Origin of the sequence: Prevotella sp. 20925_1_30 (genome assembly GCF_041433025.1) — a bacterium.
GTDB lineage: Bacteria > Bacteroidota > Bacteroidia > Bacteroidales > Bacteroidaceae > Prevotella > Prevotella vespertina.
The window spans coordinates 49,184-67,049 of the sequence record NZ_JAPWAR010000003.1; the positions used below are offsets into that span (position 1 = coordinate 49,184).

The 17,866-nt window shown below is 41.9% G+C and carries 17 protein-coding genes; 11 read left to right on the forward strand and 6 right to left on the reverse strand.

What is annotated here, in order from left to right; genetic code table 11:
• Positions 1 to 23: 23 nt before the first annotated feature.
• The 3 genes from O3603_RS02175 to O3603_RS02185 form a co-directional block, all read right to left on the reverse strand.
• Positions 24 to 1,154 (reverse strand): PdxA family protein, encoded by a 1,131-nt coding sequence (locus O3603_RS02175; RefSeq protein ID WP_371520102.1) that lies wholly within the window; start codon positions 1,152 to 1,154, stop codon positions 24 to 26.
• 41 nt (positions 1,155 to 1,195) lie between these two features.
• Positions 1,196 to 2,236, reverse strand: coding sequence for a 23S rRNA (adenine(2503)-C(2))-methyltransferase RlmN (rlmN, locus tag O3603_RS02180; protein WP_371520105.1), 1,041 nt, complete (start codon positions 2,234 to 2,236; stop codon positions 1,196 to 1,198).
• Positions 2,237 to 2,596: 360 nt separating this feature from the next.
• Complete coding sequence (locus O3603_RS02185) at positions 2,597 to 3,025, reverse strand: DUF6078 family protein (RefSeq protein ID WP_371520107.1); 429 nt, start codon at positions 3,023 to 3,025, stop codon at positions 2,597 to 2,599.
• Between the two features lie 426 nt (positions 3,026 to 3,451).
• On the opposite strand from O3603_RS02185, the gene O3603_RS02190 reads away from it, so the two are divergent.
• Entirely contained in the window at positions 3,452 to 4,000 is a 549-nt protein-coding gene (locus tag O3603_RS02190; RefSeq protein WP_009436142.1) for a glutathione peroxidase, read from the forward strand.
• A gap of 99 nt (positions 4,001 to 4,099) precedes the next feature.
• Positions 4,100 to 4,411: an MGMT family protein gene (locus O3603_RS02195; protein ID WP_155715411.1), complete on the forward strand. Its 312-nt coding sequence runs from the start codon at positions 4,100 to 4,102 to the stop codon at positions 4,409 to 4,411.
• 42 nt (positions 4,412 to 4,453) lie between these two features.
• Here O3603_RS02195 and O3603_RS02200 read toward each other — a convergent pair whose 3' ends face one another.
• Both O3603_RS02200 and O3603_RS02205 read right to left on the reverse strand, forming a co-directional pair.
• The gene (locus tag O3603_RS02200; RefSeq protein WP_371520110.1) at positions 4,454 to 5,404 is read right to left on the reverse strand and encodes a cation diffusion facilitator family transporter; all 951 of its coding nucleotides are present in this window, start codon (positions 5,402 to 5,404) and stop codon (positions 4,454 to 4,456) included.
• 12 nt (positions 5,405 to 5,416) lie between these two features.
• Complete coding sequence (locus tag O3603_RS02205) at positions 5,417 to 5,686, reverse strand: hypothetical protein (RefSeq protein WP_371520112.1); 270 nt, start codon at positions 5,684 to 5,686, stop codon at positions 5,417 to 5,419.
• Positions 5,687 to 5,825: 139 nt separating this feature from the next.
• Here O3603_RS02205 and O3603_RS02210 point away from each other — a divergent pair, with 139 nt between their 5' ends.
• From O3603_RS02210 to O3603_RS02245, 8 genes are all read left to right on the forward strand, one after another.
• Positions 5,826 to 9,560, forward strand: coding sequence for a DUF4922 domain-containing protein (locus O3603_RS02210; RefSeq protein WP_371520115.1), 3,735 nt, complete (start codon positions 5,826 to 5,828; stop codon positions 9,558 to 9,560).
• Between the two features lie 17 nt (positions 9,561 to 9,577).
• A complete protein-coding gene (locus O3603_RS02215; protein WP_371520117.1) occupies positions 9,578 to 10,891 on the forward strand; it encodes an MFS transporter in 1,314 nt (437 codons plus the stop codon).
• Between the two features lie 135 nt (positions 10,892 to 11,026).
• The gene (locus O3603_RS02220) at positions 11,027 to 11,920 is read left to right on the forward strand and encodes a M48 family metallopeptidase (RefSeq protein ID WP_371520120.1); all 894 of its coding nucleotides are present in this window, start codon (positions 11,027 to 11,029) and stop codon (positions 11,918 to 11,920) included.
• A gap of 209 nt (positions 11,921 to 12,129) precedes the next feature.
• On the forward strand, positions 12,130 to 12,579 hold the full coding sequence (locus O3603_RS02225) for an NfeD family protein (RefSeq protein WP_371520123.1): 450 nt from the start codon (positions 12,130 to 12,132) through the stop codon (positions 12,577 to 12,579).
• A 101-nt stretch (positions 12,580 to 12,680) separates the two neighbouring features.
• Positions 12,681 to 13,637: an SPFH domain-containing protein gene (locus O3603_RS02230; RefSeq protein WP_371520126.1), complete on the forward strand. Its 957-nt coding sequence runs from the start codon at positions 12,681 to 12,683 to the stop codon at positions 13,635 to 13,637.
• A gap of 6 nt (positions 13,638 to 13,643) precedes the next feature.
• A complete protein-coding gene (locus O3603_RS02235) occupies positions 13,644 to 14,780 on the forward strand; it encodes a UDP-N-acetyl glucosamine 2-epimerase (protein ID WP_371520129.1) in 1,137 nt (378 codons plus the stop codon).
• 206 nt (positions 14,781 to 14,986) lie between these two features.
• Positions 14,987 to 16,351 carry an MATE family efflux transporter gene (locus tag O3603_RS02240; RefSeq protein WP_371520132.1) on the forward strand — a complete coding sequence of 455 codons (1,365 nt, stop codon included), beginning with the start codon at positions 14,987 to 14,989 and terminating at the stop codon, positions 16,349 to 16,351.
• Positions 16,348 to 16,911, forward strand: coding sequence for a helix-turn-helix domain-containing protein (locus O3603_RS02245; RefSeq protein WP_371520135.1), 564 nt, complete (start codon positions 16,348 to 16,350; stop codon positions 16,909 to 16,911). The genes O3603_RS02240 and O3603_RS02245 overlap by 4 nt, the downstream gene beginning before the upstream one ends.
• Before the next feature lie 4 nt (positions 16,912 to 16,915).
• Here O3603_RS02245 and O3603_RS02250 read toward each other — a convergent pair whose 3' ends face one another.
• Positions 16,916 to 17,434 carry an HD domain-containing protein gene (locus tag O3603_RS02250; RefSeq protein WP_371520138.1) on the reverse strand — a complete coding sequence of 173 codons (519 nt, stop codon included), beginning with the start codon at positions 17,432 to 17,434 and terminating at the stop codon, positions 16,916 to 16,918.
• Between the two features lie 215 nt (positions 17,435 to 17,649).
• Here O3603_RS02250 and O3603_RS02255 point away from each other — a divergent pair, with 215 nt between their 5' ends.
• Positions 17,650 to 17,862 carry a cation transporter gene (locus O3603_RS02255; protein ID WP_004382618.1) on the forward strand — a complete coding sequence of 71 codons (213 nt, stop codon included), beginning with the start codon at positions 17,650 to 17,652 and terminating at the stop codon, positions 17,860 to 17,862.
• The last annotated feature ends 4 nt before the right edge of the window (positions 17,863 to 17,866 follow it).

Below are 17,866 nucleotides of genomic sequence, written 5' to 3' on the forward strand. Positions count from 1 at the left end.
GAGTTCTATCTGTTGGATAGATATTATCCTCGCTTCTCTTCGTGTCGCTCGCTATGTGGAGTGCGGTCTTCCCGCTTATGGGGGATAGCGAAACGCACTTTATCACTCTCATCACGCTTCTCCTTATAGAGCTTTGGTAGCGGATGAACTAGAGCCTCGTCATACTCTGCACGATTGCGGAAGATGTCGATAGCAAGGTAGATGGCATGGCGGAAAGCCTGTTCGTTGGCGATGCCTTGCCCTGCAATCGCAAGGCTATTAGGTATCTCTGCGGCTGTACGAACGAGTGACATTCCTGATGTATAGTTGATTCCTTGGAAGTCAGAGAGTGTGCGGAAGGGTGATAAACCTTGTTCGTAATACATAGCCAAAACCCCATCAAACTCTTGATAATCGCCGTTACTGAAGAAGGTGTCGGCAGCATACGGACCAAAGACTTGTATCTCCTTTTCCACGAGTTCGTTGATAGCAGGCATGATAACCTCTTCTTCTTCGGAACCCAATAAACCATTATCGCCCGCCTTAGGGTTCAATCCTAATATGGCAATGCGTGGACAAGAGATTCGGAAGTCGCGTCGCAAGCTCTGGAAGAGTGCTTTTGTCTTGTCCTCAATGCCTTCTTTCGAGATAGAATCAGCCACTTGACGGAGAGGAAGATTACGTGTTGCCAATGCCACACGCAGTCCTTCGTGGATAAAGATAGATAATCCGTTCCCTTCAGTCTCTAAGTGATCTTCAATATAACGGCTTTGCCCACAGAAATGGAACTTGTCATTATTATCAATAGGAGCAGTCACTAACACGTCGAATAAGCCTTGACGATAATCCTCCAGCGCCTTATCTATCGCCTTCAATCCAGCCTCGCCCGATTCCTCTGAAGCAACACCTAGCTCAACCTTTATCTCTTCGTCAAAGACAGGGAGCAAGTTTAATCGTCCTTCTTTAGCCTCACTTGCATCGTTGATAATCGTGAAGTTTGCCTCCATCTCCAATGCATTACGATGGTAGGTGGCTACTTTTGGCGATCCATAGATAATGGGTGTGCATAGCTCAAGCATATCTGGTTCAGAAAAGGTCTTGAATATCAACTCATATCCAACACCATTTGTATCTCCGTGTGTGATAGCTACGCGGACTCTTTTATTCTCGTTCATATATGTATATCTTGTATAGTTTGATACTGTCTTATTCAACTTTATCGTCTCTCTTCAGCAATCTTCTTGGCTGTAGAAAGTAAGCCACAGGCGGCAAATATGTCTTGACCACGACTCGCACGAATAGTCGTAAAGACTCCATGTTGCGTTAGATAGTTCCTGAATTGTTCCATCTTGTGGTCGTCAACTCCATGCAAAGGTATGTTGGGAATAGGGTGGAATCGAATCAGATTTACCCTACATTCTAGCCCCCTAACGAGTTTTACAATCTCCTTAGCATGCTCTTCAGAGTCATTGACTCCCTTAAATACTATGTATTCAAAAGACAACCGACGCTGGTGTGAAAAGTCATAGTTACTTAGCAATTCAACGATACTCTCAATCGACATTCCCCGCTCGGCAGGCATCAATTCCGACCGTTGTTCATGCAGAGGAGAGTGCATACTGATTGCCACATGACAATTACTTTCTTCTAAGAACCGCTTTAACTTCCCCTTGATTCCTACACTACTTACGGTGATTCTCTTAGGCGACCACGCATAACCAAAGTCAGCAGTCAGCACCTCAGTAGTACGTAAAACGTTATCGAGATTGTCCATTGGTTCGCCCTGCCCCATGAACACTATGTTGGTCAGTTTGTCACGTTCAGGGAGGGAATATATTTGGTTTAGGATATCAGTTGCACTCAAATTCCCTTCAAAGCCCTGCTTACCTGTTTGGCAGAAGAGGCAATTCATCTTACAACCAATCTGTGAAGAGACGCACAGCGTGGCACGATCTTCTTCTGGGATATATACTGTTTCAACAAATTTCCCACTATCCGTAGGGAATAAATACTTGATTGTTCCGTCCTTAGAATGTTGAGCATCAATAGGTTCTTTACAGCCTATCTCATATTCAGTCGCTAGTTTCTCGCGGTTTGCCTTAGAGATATTTGTCATCTCATCAATGCTCTTCACATGTTGTGTATAAAGCCATTTCGCCATCTGACCACCTGTAAATGCAGGCATCCCTAACGACTTCGCAACCTCTTTCAGTTCGCCAAGTGTCATTCCTAACAGATACTTCTTTGCTGTTCCCATCCTTGTTCTCAATGTTTTATTGCCTGCAAAGATAACGAAAAAAAGGCTAAATCCGTGTTCTTTTTGTGCATAAGTTGTCTATCTCTCTACAATCTACTTCGATTGAAAATGATGAGATGTAGCACGAAACGGATAATGAAGTCCAGTGCAAGGAGGCTCTGTTCTGTTAGCAAAAATCAAGGAAGAACAAAGAAAAAAAGCCTATTCTCAAACGAAGAAAGGCATCTACAGGATTCCTCCAAGTGCTTTGTAATACTTCTCCAAGTGCTTTGTAATGGTTCTACAAGCCTTTTGTAATAATCCTGTAAATGCGGAACTGCAAGTAAACGAGTGGAGAAGTTTACGAGTAAATGACTTGATCTACCAGTCAAATTCATCCTTATAGCTATCGAAAGTGGCTCCATCTTCATAGCCAAAGTCCTTGAACACGCTGTTAATAAACGCTTGTTCGGCTGGAGGAATAGGCTTTTCTCCGTTCCTCCTAAGGTAATAGGAACCATTACCATAGTGCGAAATGAGTTGGCGACGAATACTTGCTACATCTGTGGCAAGCACTTTGTCGAATGTATATCTCATGCCATACGCCATGCGAACGACCTTTTCTGGCTGGTAATAAATGCAGTTGTCCGTCTTATTTACAGCTGGATTGACACACTTAACGATTTTATCTCTGCATACCTCTGCGCTTGCCACGAGCCGATGTAAGCAGGTTTTGCCCTTCTCACAATGAGTGTTATAACATAAGAGATAATGCTTTGGTGCCCCTTGATAATAATTCTTGTTCTTCATTTCATCAGTTGTTAGGATCAAACTAATTCTTTGTTTGTAGCTTTCTAATTGGTTATCAGATATGCTGAATGCAAAGGTAATAAATTCTATTCAGTATGAACTGCATTCGTAATAATAATTTTCTCAATCGGAATTTGCTTTGTTAAGTCGACTTAAAGAGCCTATTTAAAGATTGAGATCATGCGAAATTATGTTAAAGATAAAGCCTAATCGCCTACGATATAAACTTTTCTTTTTATCTTTGCAACCACAATGAGAATAAGAAACTCTCATGATGTGAATTTTATTTGATGATAAGTGATTACGTTAGACGGAATGGAGCATGACACTGACGATGGTGGGAGCCACAAGAGGTGACATGCTTCTTCTAACAATAAACCGACTTTTTAGAAGAAACAACATTATAAACTATAAAATAGAAAAGTTATGGCAACAGTTTATGACTTCAATTTGAAAGATAAAAAAGGTAATGAGGTGAGCCTCGAAACATATAAGGGTAAGGTTCTTCTTATCGTTAATACTGCTACTGGCTGTGGCTTCACTCCACAATATGAAGACCTAGAAGCTATGTATCGCAGCTTGAAGGATAAGGGTTTGGAAATCCTTGATGTTCCTTGCGATCAGTTTGGTCACCAGGCACCAGGTACTGATGAAGAGATACATGAGTTCTGTACAGCTAAGTTCGGGACTGACTTTCCACAGTTCAAGAAGAGTGATGTAAACGGAGCAAACGAACTTCCTCTTTACACATGGTTGAAGAGTCAGAAGGGTTATGATGGTGGTGCTTACGAGGAGAAGTTGGCTGCTATCATGGAAGACTTGTACAACAAGGCTAACTCGGAACCACGTAAACAGAACGATATTCAGTGGAACTTCACTAAGTTCTTGGTAAATCGTAACGGCGAGGTTGTTGCTCGTTTCGAGCCAACTGTTGATTGCAAAGAGGTTCAGAAAGCTGTTGAAGCAGAACTCTAAACATACTGACACGTAAGTTAATATAGAGAAGGATGAGCTGGCGGAGAGACTCCGTTAGTCATCCTTCTTGTGCTTTATTCTTATTCTCAATAGTTAGGAATGGCAGTAGACATCGCTGATTTTCGCAAAGGAGTATATGGGGTTGTGGCATCAATTCCGTCAGGAAGAGTGTTAAGCTATGGTAAGATTGCATGGCTCTTGGGTTATCCTCATCATGCACGATTGGTGGGAAGGATGCTACATAATGCTGGCGAAGCGGAGAAACTACCTTGTCATAGGGTGGTGAATAGTGCTGGGAGGACTGCTCCTGATTGGGCGGAACAACGGCAGTTACTCGAGTCAGAAGGTGTTACCTTTCGGTCGAATGGATGTGTAGATATGAAGAAATGGCAATGGAAACTAGATGAATAGTTCTCATTGCCATTGCTTTTTTATGGTCGAAAAGTTGATGTTTTAGCGAGTAGGGTGTGCGCTGTCGTAATCCTCTTGATAGTTGTCAGTTTCGATATAAATATAAATCTTATAGTTTGGAAAGGCTGCACGTATGGTGCGCTCAATGTCGTTGATAATCTCAGGCGATTGCGCTTCACACTCGTCTTTGATATCCACCTTTGCCGTCACAAGTATGTCTGTCGGACTGAGATGGATTGTTTTTATATTGATGAGCTTGCTGATGTCATCTCTATTAAAAGCCTCATTGATACGAGCAAGATCCTTTTTTGTAACGCTCTCGCCAATCAACAGACTATAAAACTCACGTGCCAATAAGAGCGCTGCAAGGCAGAGTAGCACACCGATAAGCACACCCGAGAGTGCATCATAGAATGGATTGCCTGTGAAATGACTAAGAAGTGTACCCATCAAAGCAATCAACAAGCCCACAACAGCACACGTATCCTCGGCAAAGATGATGAGAATTTCACTGTGACGGCTCTCTCTCAAGAAGCGATAAAGGGGCAGATTGTCTTTGTTTAGTTCGTTGATTTCCTTGAAGGCAACGCGCAGGCTGATACTTTCCACTATCAATCCGAAGACGAGAATACCCATGACTAACCATGTGTTCTCCACACTATGCTCTGGATGAAACAGCTTTTCCATAGCCTCCATGATACCTAAAGCACCTCCCGCAAAGAACAACATCATCGCAACTACCATGCTATAGAAGTACTTTGCACGTGCTTGTCCAAACGGATGTTGGTCTGTTTGCTCTGCTTCTGCTTGTTTATTACCTACGAGTAAGAGTATTTCATTACCGCAATCCACGATACTGTGGATCGATTCATTTAGCATTGCGGCCGATCCAGAGACTGCAAAACCAACGAACTTAGATATCGCCACGAGTACATTTGCACCCAAAGCAGCGATAACACTCATCATTCCTCCCTTGTTATTATCCTTTTCCATTATCCTTATTGATTATTTCTTCGCAGCCTTTTGCGCCTCTTTTACCATCTTCAAACGCTCCTCGTAGTAAGGACGCCACTTGTTAATCATAACCTGAAGGTCTTTACTTCGCTGTTCCAGTGTATAGTATTCCTCTGTGTCCGTTAGGTTGAGTTTACTCATTGTTAGCATTTGTTGCAACATAACTTTCTGATGTTCTTCAGCTTGATGCAACTGATTTCCTAACTTCTCAAGTTGCTCCATGAATGCTAATGCACGGTCAATATGATTCTCCTTATCCATTCTTTCTATTATAATATGTCATGTTTAATGGTCGCAAAGTTACGTAAAAAGATGGATAAATATTGCTTTTAAAAGATTGAATATAGGTATAATAGAGGATTTTGTATTATCTTTGCATACTAGAAAACAATACATTCAGATGGAAAAGAACAAAAAGATAAGTTGCTTCTTAGCCTATAGTTCGAGTGAAACAATGGCTTCATTGATGGCTCAACTGCCTATGGGAAAAGGAGAGATAGTTGATCAAGTGTTTTTCTTAGCGGCACAATCTGCTGCTATAGAAGGCATACCTGAGCAGGCAAAAGTATTGCAGGGAACAGGCTTATTGGCGTCAGACATGATGCTGTTGATGGCTAAGTCCACAGAAGTAGACTATATTTTGTTCTATATGAAGTCAAGTCCTTTGACCTTAGGTTACCATGCTTTGGAACGCATGATACAAGTGGCTGAACAGACAGGAGCGGCTATGGTCTATGCAGATCATTACTCTGTTGAGGATGGAAAGACGCAGAAACATCCTGTGATCGACTATCAGTTGGGTAGTATTAGGGATGATTTCGACTTTGGATCAGTAGTTCTTCTAAATGGAAAGATGCTGCGGAAATATGCAGAAGAGCGTCAATCAGAACATTATAAATATGCAGGTTGGTATGACTTGCGCCTGTTCTTGAGTCAACAAGGAAGTATTTTCCACCTGAATGAATACCTATACACAGAAGAGGAAGACGATCTTCGTGCGAGTGGAGAGAAGCAGTTTGACTATGTAAACCCACGTAATCGAGAGGTACAGATTGAGATGGAGCAAGCTGCAACACGCCATCTTGCAGCCATCGGAGCCTTGGTTGACACGCAACGTTATGCTCAACCCGACTTCACAAAAGGTGATTTCCCTGTTGAGGCTTCGGTGATTATCCCTGTTTATAATCGTGAGAAGACTGTGAAAGATGCTGTTGTTTCAGCTCTCTCACAGGTTACTGATTTCCCGTTTAACGTCATTGTAGTGGATAATCATTCAACAGATAAGACTACAGAGATACTTAATTCTTTGGCAACGGATGACCGATTGGTACACCTCATGCCCTCACGAACAGACCTCGGGATAGGTGGTTGCTGGAATTATGCTATCAATGACGAACATTGCGGACGTTTTGCAGTACAGCTGGATAGTGATGATCTCTATTCGTCAGAACGTACATTGCAAACCATAGTTAATGCCTTTCATGACCAGAAAGCAGCAATGATTGTGGGGTCATATCGTATGTGTGACTTCGATTTAAACACCTTACCTCCGGGCTTGATAAGCCATAGTGAGTGGACAGAAAACAATGGTTGTAACAACGCATTACGTATCAATGGACTTGGAGCTCCGCGTGCTTTCTTTACGCCACTAGCCCGACAAGTGCAGTTCCCAAACACTAGTTATGGTGAAGATTACGCTATGGGATTGGCTTTCAGTCGCTCTTTTCGTATTGGAAGAATATATGATGAACTTTATCTCTGCCGTCGTTGGGGTGGGAATAGTGATGCTGTTCTGAGCTTAGAGAGGCTTAATGCCAACAATACATACAAGGATCAGCTGCGTACAATGGAGTTACTTGCACGCAAACAACAGAACGATAGCGTAGAGAAAGGGCTTTACGATTTTTTTCATAAACAGCTGAACCAATGGAAAGAAGTACAGACTCGATTTGAGGAGTTGGCTAACGTGCAGACACGTGAGGTGGGTTCAGCCCTCGCGCAATATAATCCTGCACGCATGGTAAGCACTGGGGCGAAGATAGATAAGGCTTCTCTTGCAAAACGTCCTTGTTTCCTTTGTGCCAAGAACCGCCCTTCTGTACAGATAGGATTGCCTTTTCATCATGATTTCGACATCTTAGTCAATCCTTTCCCCATCCTTCCTGTGCACTTCACAATACCTGCTTGCAAGCACCAAGCACAGTCTATAGCCGCAAACTATGGTCAGGTGCATCGCTTGTTAAGTTTGTATCCACATCTAATGGTATTTTATAATGGTCCAAAGTGTGGTGCCAGTGCTCCTGATCATTTGCATTTCCAGGCAGGGACAAGCGGTATCTTACCCATACAAAAGCATTGGAAAGCATTGTGGAAGACATCTAAACCATTGTTGACACTGGATAACAACGATGGAATCTATGCGATAGAGGATTATATCTGTCCTGCCCTTGCCATTGTGAGTCATGATGAGGAACATGATACACAGTTGTTCCACACAATCTATAAAGCCCTCCCTCTGAAAGAAGATGAGATAGAACCGATGATGAACATCGTGTCTTGGAGAGATGAGGGACGCTTTATCTCTGTTGTTTTCCCACGTCAGAAGCATCGCCCAGCATGCTATTCTGCAGAAGGAGAAGCCCAATACTTGGTGAGTCCAGGTAGTTTGGATATGGGTGGCTTACTCATTCTTCCACGTCAAACAGACTTTGAAAGAATGACAGCAGAGCGTGCCGAAGCCATCTTGCAAGAGGTTTCTTTATCAAAAGAGGCGATGGATAAGGTTGTTAAGAACATATCATTGGCTAAGAAAAAAGCAGAACCAGAAGTTTCTGTAGGCATTGTCTGTGCAGAAAAGATACATTTCCAATTAAATAATGAATATACTCTTGATGGTCAAGAGGTGATAGGTGAACAGCTTGTTGAGTATTCTCAAGGTAAGATAAGATGGAAGGGTGCCTATTACGAAGAACTTCTTTTCACTCCCAAGAGTGCCGATTCATCCTTCACATTGGCTGATGTTACCATTGGAATAAACTTCCATTGGGAACGAAAAGAGGCTCAGACATTCCTCGGGCAGCTGCATCTTATCATTGATGAAGGTAAGATTGTGGCAATAAACAAGCTCCCCGTTGAGCGTTACTTAGCCAGTGTTATTTCCAGTGAGATGAGTGCTACCTCCTCATTAGAGCTTTTGAAGGCACATGCAGTTATCTCTCGCAGTTGGTTGTTGGCGCAGATAGAGAAACGAAAAGATGTTGCTAACAATCGAAATAGTGCCACATCGTCTATGAGTGAAACAGCAGAAGAGCTGGTAAGATGGTTTGATAGAGAAGACCATAAGCTCTTTGATGTTTGCGCCGATGACCATTGTCAACGTTACCAAGGTATCACGAAAGCTACAAGTCCGCATGTGGAAGAGGCTATCCACGCAACTCGTGGACAAGTATTGATGGCTGGTAACGAGATATGTGATGCCCGTTTCAGCAAATGTTGTGGTGGAGTAACAGAAGAGTATCAGTATTGTTGGGAGAATCTAAGTAAGTCTTATCTGCTTTCCGTTAGTGACAAAGCACCTTTAGGTACTACTCCAAGCATAGACTTAACCAATGAAACCCATGCTCGAGAATGGATACTGTCCTCACCAGAGGCATTCTGTAATACGAACGATACAGCTGTCTTGAGTCAAGTTCTAAACAACTATGACCAAGAGACGCACGACTTTTATCGTTGGAAGGTGGACTTCTGTCAGACAGAGCTTGCCAAGTTAATACACAAAAAGACGGGTATTGACTTTGGGGCAATCATAGACTTGCAACCATTAGAGCGTGGAAAGAGTGGGAGAATCTGTCGTTTAAAGATAGTTGGAACTAAGTATAGTCGTATTATTGGTAAAGAGTTAGAGATAAGACGCTCGTTGAGTGAAACTCATTTGTATAGTTCTGCCTTCGTTGTAAAGCGTAGTGACATAGAGAACGGAGTGCCACAACACTTCCAACTCATTGGTGCGGGCTGGGGACATGGCGTTGGCTTGTGCCAGATAGGGGCTGCTGTAATGGGGGAGAAGGGCTATAAGTATGATGAGATTCTCCACCATTATTACCAGCAAGCAATAATAGACACCTTATATATATAAGGCGTAAAGAGTAAGAGATGAACGACGGACAACAAATACGAAAGGGGTTTCCTATAACAAGCCAATGGTCTAGTCATTGGTTATGGATACCTACGCTCTATCTTACACGTGGTTTACCTTATGTTATCTTATTGATGACTTCGTTGGTTTATTATAATCGGATGGGGTTGTCGAATGGTGCTATTACTCTTACAACATCATGGTTCTTTCTTCCCTTTATCCTACGTCCTCTACTGGGACGAATCGTTGTTGGTTATGAAAGTAAGCGTTTTTGGATAGTCCTTACAGAGTGTGTTATGGCGTTAAGTCTTGTTGCTTCAGCCCTTTCGGTGCGCCTTGATAATTGGTTTTCATACTCTGTTGCAGCCTTTATGGTCATTGCGATAGCTGCAGCCTTGCATGATGTAGCTATTGAAAGACTCTATAATCGCGAGGCATTATTGCTGAAACGACCTGCATTCTTTGGTCTTCGAGCTGTCTCTTATCTGCTTTCTATCATCGTAGGGATGGCTATTCCCATCACATTAGCAGGTAACTTGGAGGTGATCAATCGTACTGTTCGTCCAGCCTGGGCTACTCTTTTCTGGGCTTTAGCCGTTTTGATGATTGCACTGACCTTATTGCATGCCCTTATCCTGCCAAAGGCTGTTGTTCGCGCAAAGCTCCCTATATGGAGTGGTGTTACTCGCCAATGGTGGCATGATGTGACAGCTGCCTTCATAAGAAGACCTCATTACGTTGCAAACCTTGTCTTTCTCTTTTGCTTTTTGATACCAGAAGGAATGTTTATAAGGGTTGCTCCACTCTTTCTTATTGATCCCGGAAGCAATGGCGGATTAGCTCTCTCGCCTCAAGAATTAGGTTTGGTGCAAGGCACAGTGGGAACTTTTGCCTTTATAGCAGGATGTGGCTTAGGTATAAGTCTTGTCCGTCGGGATGGTTTACAACGCTGGTTATGGTTCTTTGTTATGGCTCTCACCTTACCAAAGTTCCTCTTTGTCTACCTCAGTTATTATTTTGTTTCCACTTTATCCATCATTAATATTTGTATTATTATTGATTACTTTGGTGCGGGCTTGGGCTTAACAACTTACATAGTATGGCTAGGCTTTTGTACAAAAGGTAAGCATTCCACCTTCACTTATTCATTAGGAACAGCAATAACAGCCTTTTCTATGGTGATGTCTGGATGGTTTACAGGCTTCTTACAAGAGTATGTAGGTTATCGAAAGTTCTTTCTTATGGTTGCAATATCAGGTATTATCAGTTTCATTGTGGCTTATTTTATATCGATAACAAAGGACATTGGTAAGCGTGAAAGGCTTATTTAATCCTGTAGGAACTACTTCTTTCAAAATGATTTGTTACTTGTTAACCTTTTTAAAAAAGGTATTTAAATCGTTTGATAGTAATGGAAAAAGTAGTACTTTCGTGCTCGGAAAGTTATAAAAGGTAATTAGAAAGATATGAAAATCAAGTATTTTTTAATGGTAGCTGTCGTTGCTTTGATGACAGCATGTGGTACAGCTTCTAAGGTACCATTGACTGGGCGCACCCATAGACTTAGTGTTTCGGATGCTCAACTACTAAGTCTTAGTAATCAAGAGTACACAAAGTTCATGGCATCTGCAAAGCGTTCAACGGATGCAAAGAACACTGCTATGGTTCAACGAGTTGGTCGTAACCTTGCAAATGCAGTAGAGACTTACTTGCGAAATAATGGTTATGCCAATGAAGTAAAGAACTTCCAATGGGAGTTCAACCTTGTTCAAGACAAGCAAGCAAATGCTTTCTGTATGCCTGGAGGTAAGATTGTTGTTTATGAGGGATTGCTTCCTTATACTCAAAATGAGGCAAGTTTAGCTATCGTTTTAGGGCATGAGATTGCGCACGCAGTGGCTAAACACAGTGCAGAACAGCTTACTAAGCAGATGAATCAGCAGATGGGAACAAACATCCTAGGTACTGTCTTGAACTCTGCTGTGGGTAGTGGTGTTGGTGATATAGCTGCTCAAGTAGCTGGAGGATACTTCTCCTTCCGTAATCTAAAGTACAGTCGTGACAATGAAAGTGAGGCCGATTACATGGGATTGATATTTGCTGCGATGGCAGGATACGACCCCGCGAATGCTGTAACATTCTGGAAACGTATGGCAGCAGGTACTAATAGCAATACATCTGAGATTCTTAGTGATCACCCATCAGATGCTCGTCGTATTCAAAACATTGAGAAGTGGCTACCAGAAGCAGAGAAGTACTATCGTCAGAGTGGCTCTTCTAATGTTCGCACAAGCACAAGCTCGACAGCAGGAACATTATATATTGGTTCGTCAAAGAAGGCTTCAAAGAAGCGCCGTTAAGCCTAGTTGAAATAGAAACAACATGCTGCTCATATTCAAGAAACGCCTCTTTTATATTAAGGAGACGCCCTCTTTGATGTAAAGAGACGCCTTTCTCAATACGAGAAGAGCGTCTCTTCGTATTTAAATAGGCACATATTTTTATGTAAACATTTGATAGATTCATTTTTTATCACTATCTTTACAAACGAAATCAAACCTTTACTGCTATGATAGATAATATAATACAGAACCTTTGGTTGGTATGGTTGCTAGCTGGGATAGTATGTCTAATCCTTGAGATGATGAGTAATGACTTCTTCATCATGTGCTTTGCCATTGGTAGCTTGTGTGCTTCATTAATCTCATTGGGGATAGATAGTATTGTTGTACAGGTCATTGTGTTTGTTATCTTCAGCTTATTAAGCATTTTCTATGTGCGTCCTATTGCCTTGAAATACTTTCATAAAGGCGAGAATCAGCGGTTGAGTAATACCGATGCTCTGATTGGTCGTGAAGGAAAAGTAACCGACAAAATAGAGACGGGAGGCTATGGACGAGTGAAGATAGATGGTGACTCGTGGAAAGCAAAGTCAGTAGATGGACAAGAGATAGGCGTTGGAGATGATGTTAGAATACTTCGTCTCGACTCTATCATCGCAACTGTTGAGAAATGTTGAAATATGTGTGACAACTAGAAGAAACGATATTAAATAACCCTTCTCTTGCCTTTTTAGAGTAGTTCTCATTATGAAACAGTGGGTGAGAGAACCTAAAACTTATGCTTATGAATATTATTGCTTGTGTGTTTGTTGCGGCTATTATCTTGGTAATTATCTTTGCCAAGATGTCAATAGTCATCATATCTCAGAGTGAAACTAAGATTATTGAACGATTGGGAAAGTACCATGCTACACTCCGACCGGGCATTAACATCATCATACCTTTCATCGATCATGCTAAGGATATAGTAGTGATGAGAGCTGGCCGATACGCTTATACCAGTTCAATTGACCTACGCGAGCAGGTGTATGACTTTGATCGTCAGAACGTGATAACCAAAGATAACATCCAAATGCAGATTAATGCGCTGCTCTACTTTCAGATTGTTGATCCGTTTAAAGCGGTTTATGAAATCAATAACTTACCTAACGCCATTGAGAAACTGACGCAGACAACACTCCGAAACATCATTGGTGAGATGGAACTTGACCAAACGCTTACCTCTCGAGATACGATAAATACGAAGCTAAGATCGGTTCTTGATGATGCAACAAACAAGTGGGGAATCAAGGTGAATCGTGTAGAACTACAAGATATAACGCCTCCTGCAAGTGTTTCTCAGGCTATGGAGAAGCAGATGCAGGCTGAACGTAACAAGCGTGCAACCATCCTTACGAGTGAAGGACAGAAGCAGTCGGCTATTCTTCAGTCGGAGGGTGAGAAGCAAGCTGCCATCAATCGTGCTGAAGCTGATAAACAACAGCAAATCTTAATAGCTGAAGGTCAAGCACAAGCACGCATTCGTAAGGCAGAAGCAGAGGCGATAGCTATTCAGAAGATAACTGATGCTGTGGGGCAAAGTACTAACCCTGCCAACTATCTCATTGCACAGAAATACATCCAAATGCTTACCGATCTCGCTCATAATAACAACCAAAAGACTGTTTACTTACCATTTGAGGCATCAAATCTTATGGGTTCTATCGGTGGTATTAAGGATATGTTTAAGGGATAATAGATAATGACAACACAGGACATAAATCTTTGTATTTTTTGTGGTGCACGTCCTAACTTTATAAAGGTGGCACCTATTATTAGAGTAATAAATAAGTTATCAGAAAGTGATAATGCTCATAAGGTGGGCTATTCACTTGTATATGCTGGTAGCGAGGATGACCCGACGTTAGAAGATAAGCTCTTTGAGGAGTTGTCAATCCATCGTCCAGATGCTTACCTCGGTGTTGAGTGTGAGAATCTTAACGAACTCACGGGGCAGGTAATGTCAAAGTTTGAACAGTACTTACAGGCTAATAGCAGTGATGTAGTTATCGTTGTTGATGACTTGGCATCGACAATGGCAGCCGCAATAGTCACTAAGAAGCAAGCAATCACACTTGCGCATATTGCTGCGGGGACACGTTCTTTCGACATAACAATGCCTAAGGAGATCAATAGATTGGTCATTGATGGACTATCAGACATCCTCTTTACGGCTGGATTCAGCAATAATAGTATTGCAAACAAGGAAGGGGCTGAACTCTCAAAGGTATATATGGTGGGCAACATCCTTATTGACAATATCCGTTATAATCGTGAGCGCATTGAGGGGATGAGCCTCTCGGATATTGATGCGTTGGCAGGTTTACCTATAAAAGAAGGTAATTATCTTGTCTTTACATTGAATCGTAAGGCCTTACTTGCTGATCAGGACAATCTGGAGAAGATGCTCCGTGTCTTGAGCGAGACTGCTGGCGATTTACCAATCATTGCTCCTTTGCGTGACTCTGCAGTACAGGTTATCATGTCTCTAAGCCTAAAGAAGAATATAAACTTGCATAATCTGCATATCGTTAAACCGCTTGGTTACTTAGAGTTTGCCTATCTTACTGCTCATGCACTGGGCATTGTGACCGACTCGGGGAACGTTGCTGAGGAGGCAACATTCAATAGTATTCCTTGTATAACACTCAACAGTTACACTGAACACATAGAGACTGTGAAGGTCGGAAGTAATGTTCTTGTTGGAGAAGACGCTGAGTTGCTTCGTTCGGCACTATCGGATATGGTCGTAGGAACGTGGAAGAAGAGTGGAATACCTGATAGATGGGACGGTAGATCGGCTGAACGTATCTTACAGATATTGCTTGAGCACCATTAAAGGTACGTTCTTTTAGAATCTTCGAAGAACTTATATAGAAGGATAAACACCCTCTTCTAGCAGTCTATTCAGTTGGCTTGATAATGCAGAAGAGGTTGTTTCTCCTTCTTTTTTATCTATTATTACCATTTATAAATGGTGTAGAGAAGAACTTAGTTTTCATTAATTTCGTACCTTTGCACTGATATTTAAAAGGTGATAAGATTATGCACGGACATACAGATAACTACACTTTCTTGACGCAAGGCCCGATACATCGTGTCATACTAACGATGGCTGTACCCACAATTATATCTATGCTTGTGACCGGGCTGTACAACATTGCAGACACATTCTTCGTTGGCAAGATCGATACACAAGCCACTGCAGCTGTCGGGGTGTCGTTTTCTATGATGTTCTTTGTCCAGGCGATGGGGTTCTTCTTTGGGCATGGTTCAGGTAATTACATATCTCGTGAGCTGGGAGCAAAGCGTCATGAAAATGCTATAAAGATGGCATCAACGGGTTTCTTTAGCTCTTTCTTCTTTGGACTAGTTATCCTTGTTCTGGGTGAGATATTCCTTACTCCACTCTCATTAATGCTGGGTAGTACACCAACCATCCTCCCTTACACAGAGAGTTATATGCGTCTTATCCTCTTGGGAGCACCTTTCTTGACCTCATCTCTTACGCTGAACAATCAGATGCGATTGCAAGGTAATGCGAACTTCGCTATGTATGGCATTGTAACAGGTGCTATCTTGAATGTTGCCTTAGACCCTTTACTTATCTTTACATGCGGTATGGGAGTTAGTGGAGCAGCCCTTGCGACTGTGATAGGACAGTTTGTTTCATTTGTAATCTTATTCTTTATGACTCGAAGAGGGGAGAATATTGCCATTCACTTTCGGCACTTTTCACCCTCATGGGCGGCTTATAAAGAGATATTCTATGGTGGTAGTCCATCATTAATGCGTCAAGGTCTGGCGTGCATAGCCACTATGTCCCTCAATCTTGCAGCTGGTGTTTATGGTGACTCGGCTATTGCTGCGATGAGTATTGTCGGTAGAATTGCTATGTTGTCATTTGCTGTTGTGATTGGATTAGGGCAAGGCTTCCAGCCAGTTTGTGGCTTTTGCTATGGGGCGGGACTCTATACTCGATTGAAGAAAGCTTATCACTTTACGGTAATTCTTGGCACTAGTTTCCTCATTCTACTTGCTATTGGAGGCTGGATAGTGAGTGATTCCCTTATAGGAGTGTTCCGTGACGATCCTAAAGTAATTGAGATAGGAGTGGTTGCATTGCGCTGGCAGCTCTGTACCTTCCCTCTCAATGCCTTTATCTTAGCAAGTAATATGATGGCACAAACCTGTCGTAAGCCTTTACGAGCTAATGTGCTTGCAGCTGCAAGACAAGGTTTATTCTTTATCCCACTCATCTTCATTCTCCCAGCTCACTTTGGTTTACTAGGCGTTGAGATGTGTCAAGCGGTTAGCGATGTCTTCTCTTTCACATTATCAGTGCCTATTGTTGTTTATACCTTCAAGGAGTTTAATAAGGAAGCAGTGGTTAGGAGGGTCGCAGAATGAGTAAGATTTATATAAAGAACATGGTTTGTGATCGTTGTAAGATGGCTGTAGAGCAGACCTTACAACATCAGAATCTACATCCAATAAAGGTTGATTTGGGTGAAGCTATTGTCGAGGAAGAATTGACGGAAACACAACTCTTAGTACTTCGAACAGCTTTAAAAGATTTAGGTTTTGAACTTCTCGGAGATAGAAGACAGCAGACAATAGACCTCATAAAGTCCTCTTTGATAAAACTGGTACATTATCAAGATAACCAGTCAGCAACAACTCTGAGTGATTATCTCGTCTCTCAACTCCATCAAGACTATAGTTCGCTTTCTAAACTCTTCTCGGAAGTAGAAGGAAAGACCATCGAACGTTATTATATAGAGCTTCGTATCGAGCGTGTGAAAGAACTAATTCGTTATGACGAACTTACTCTTACACAGATAGCGCAGCGTATGAATTATTCTTCGGTAGCCTATCTCTCCAGTCAGTTTAAGGCAGTTACGGGAATGACTCCATCTCAATTCCGAGGGATGAAGACGAATACTCGTATGCCTCTAGACCAACTTTAATATCTTATTCTGGCTTCTGGTAAGCATCCTTGTCATACATATCTCTCAATAAGCTAATACCTGCTTGCGTCTTAAAAATATTCTTGCAGGTAGCATTAATGGCGTGTTGAGAGCAATTATCCTCATACAAGTTAACAAGGAAGTCCGCCTCTACAAGAATCTGATAGTCTAATCCTTCGATGTGGTTATAAGTATGATGATGCCCAATAAGGAAGCATATTCTATCCATCTCTTGATCAGTGAATCCACCCAAACGCACCATTAGATTACGAGCCTCTTGAGGTCCTTCAATCTCTTGATACTTACCATTGTTAGAACCATACTTGCGTTCGCTGACATGAATCCCAATGTCATGAAGAATAGCAGCAGACTCTAGTATATCTTGTGTCTCAGCCTCCAATCCTTCTAGCGTACCAATGGTAGCAGCTAAGTTATGTACCTTTAAGAAATGATGGATACGTCTTGCATCCCCTTTGTCATATTCCGTCATTGCAGCAATGAGCTTTGCGTGTTTTCTATTCATCACCTAATACCTTTATAATAACGTATTGCAAAAGTAAGTCATTGCATTTAGAAAGAAGTATGATAAGCGTGAAATAATATGAAAGGGAGCATTTTGTAGGAATGTTATAACCTTTATCCATAATTCTGTAACACGCTTTCCTTAATATAAGTGTACCTTTGCAAGCGACAAGGAGAAAGTCTTCTTGCAAACAACTAATATAATAAAACAAAGTTATGAAGAGTGATATTTTTGCAGTAAGTGGTATGAAGTGTGTACATTGTAAGGCTAACGTTGAGAATGCGCTAAAGTCTTTAAATGGTGTAAAGAGTGCAGAAGCTAATCTAGAGAAAGCCAATGTAAATGTTGAATATGATGAGTCTGTTGTTACTCCAGCACAACTCAAGGAGGCAGTAGACAATAGTGGGCGCTATGAGTTGAGCCTATAAGGAG

Coding starts and splice junctions, on each gene's coding strand:
- O3603_RS02175 (WP_371520102.1), bottom strand. CDS start 1,154: ATGAACGAGAATAAAAGAGTCCGCGTAGCTATCACACACGGAGATACA.
- rlmN (WP_371520105.1), bottom strand. CDS start 2,236: ATGGGAACAGCAAAGAAGTATCTGTTAGGAATGACACTTGGCGAACTG.
- O3603_RS02185 (WP_371520107.1), bottom strand. CDS start 3,025: ATGAAGAACAAGAATTATTATCAAGGGGCACCAAAGCATTATCTCTTA.
- O3603_RS02190 (WP_009436142.1), top strand. CDS start 3,452: ATGGCAACAGTTTATGACTTCAATTTGAAAGATAAAAAAGGTAATGAG.
- O3603_RS02195 (WP_155715411.1), top strand. CDS start 4,100: ATGGCAGTAGACATCGCTGATTTTCGCAAAGGAGTATATGGGGTTGTG.
- O3603_RS02200 (WP_371520110.1), bottom strand. CDS start 5,404: ATGGAAAAGGATAATAACAAGGGAGGAATGATGAGTGTTATCGCTGCT.
- O3603_RS02205 (WP_371520112.1), bottom strand. CDS start 5,686: ATGGATAAGGAGAATCATATTGACCGTGCATTAGCATTCATGGAGCAA.
- O3603_RS02210 (WP_371520115.1), top strand. CDS start 5,826: ATGGAAAAGAACAAAAAGATAAGTTGCTTCTTAGCCTATAGTTCGAGT.
- O3603_RS02215 (WP_371520117.1), top strand. CDS start 9,578: ATGAACGACGGACAACAAATACGAAAGGGGTTTCCTATAACAAGCCAA.
- O3603_RS02220 (WP_371520120.1), top strand. CDS start 11,027: ATGAAAATCAAGTATTTTTTAATGGTAGCTGTCGTTGCTTTGATGACA.
- O3603_RS02225 (WP_371520123.1), top strand. CDS start 12,130: ATGATAGATAATATAATACAGAACCTTTGGTTGGTATGGTTGCTAGCT.
- O3603_RS02230 (WP_371520126.1), top strand. CDS start 12,681: ATGCTTATGAATATTATTGCTTGTGTGTTTGTTGCGGCTATTATCTTG.
- O3603_RS02235 (WP_371520129.1), top strand. CDS start 13,644: ATGACAACACAGGACATAAATCTTTGTATTTTTTGTGGTGCACGTCCT.
- O3603_RS02240 (WP_371520132.1), top strand. CDS start 14,987: ATGCACGGACATACAGATAACTACACTTTCTTGACGCAAGGCCCGATA.
- O3603_RS02245 (WP_371520135.1), top strand. CDS start 16,348: ATGAGTAAGATTTATATAAAGAACATGGTTTGTGATCGTTGTAAGATG.
- O3603_RS02250 (WP_371520138.1), bottom strand. CDS start 17,434: ATGAATAGAAAACACGCAAAGCTCATTGCTGCAATGACGGAATATGAC.
- O3603_RS02255 (WP_004382618.1), top strand. CDS start 17,650: ATGAAGAGTGATATTTTTGCAGTAAGTGGTATGAAGTGTGTACATTGT.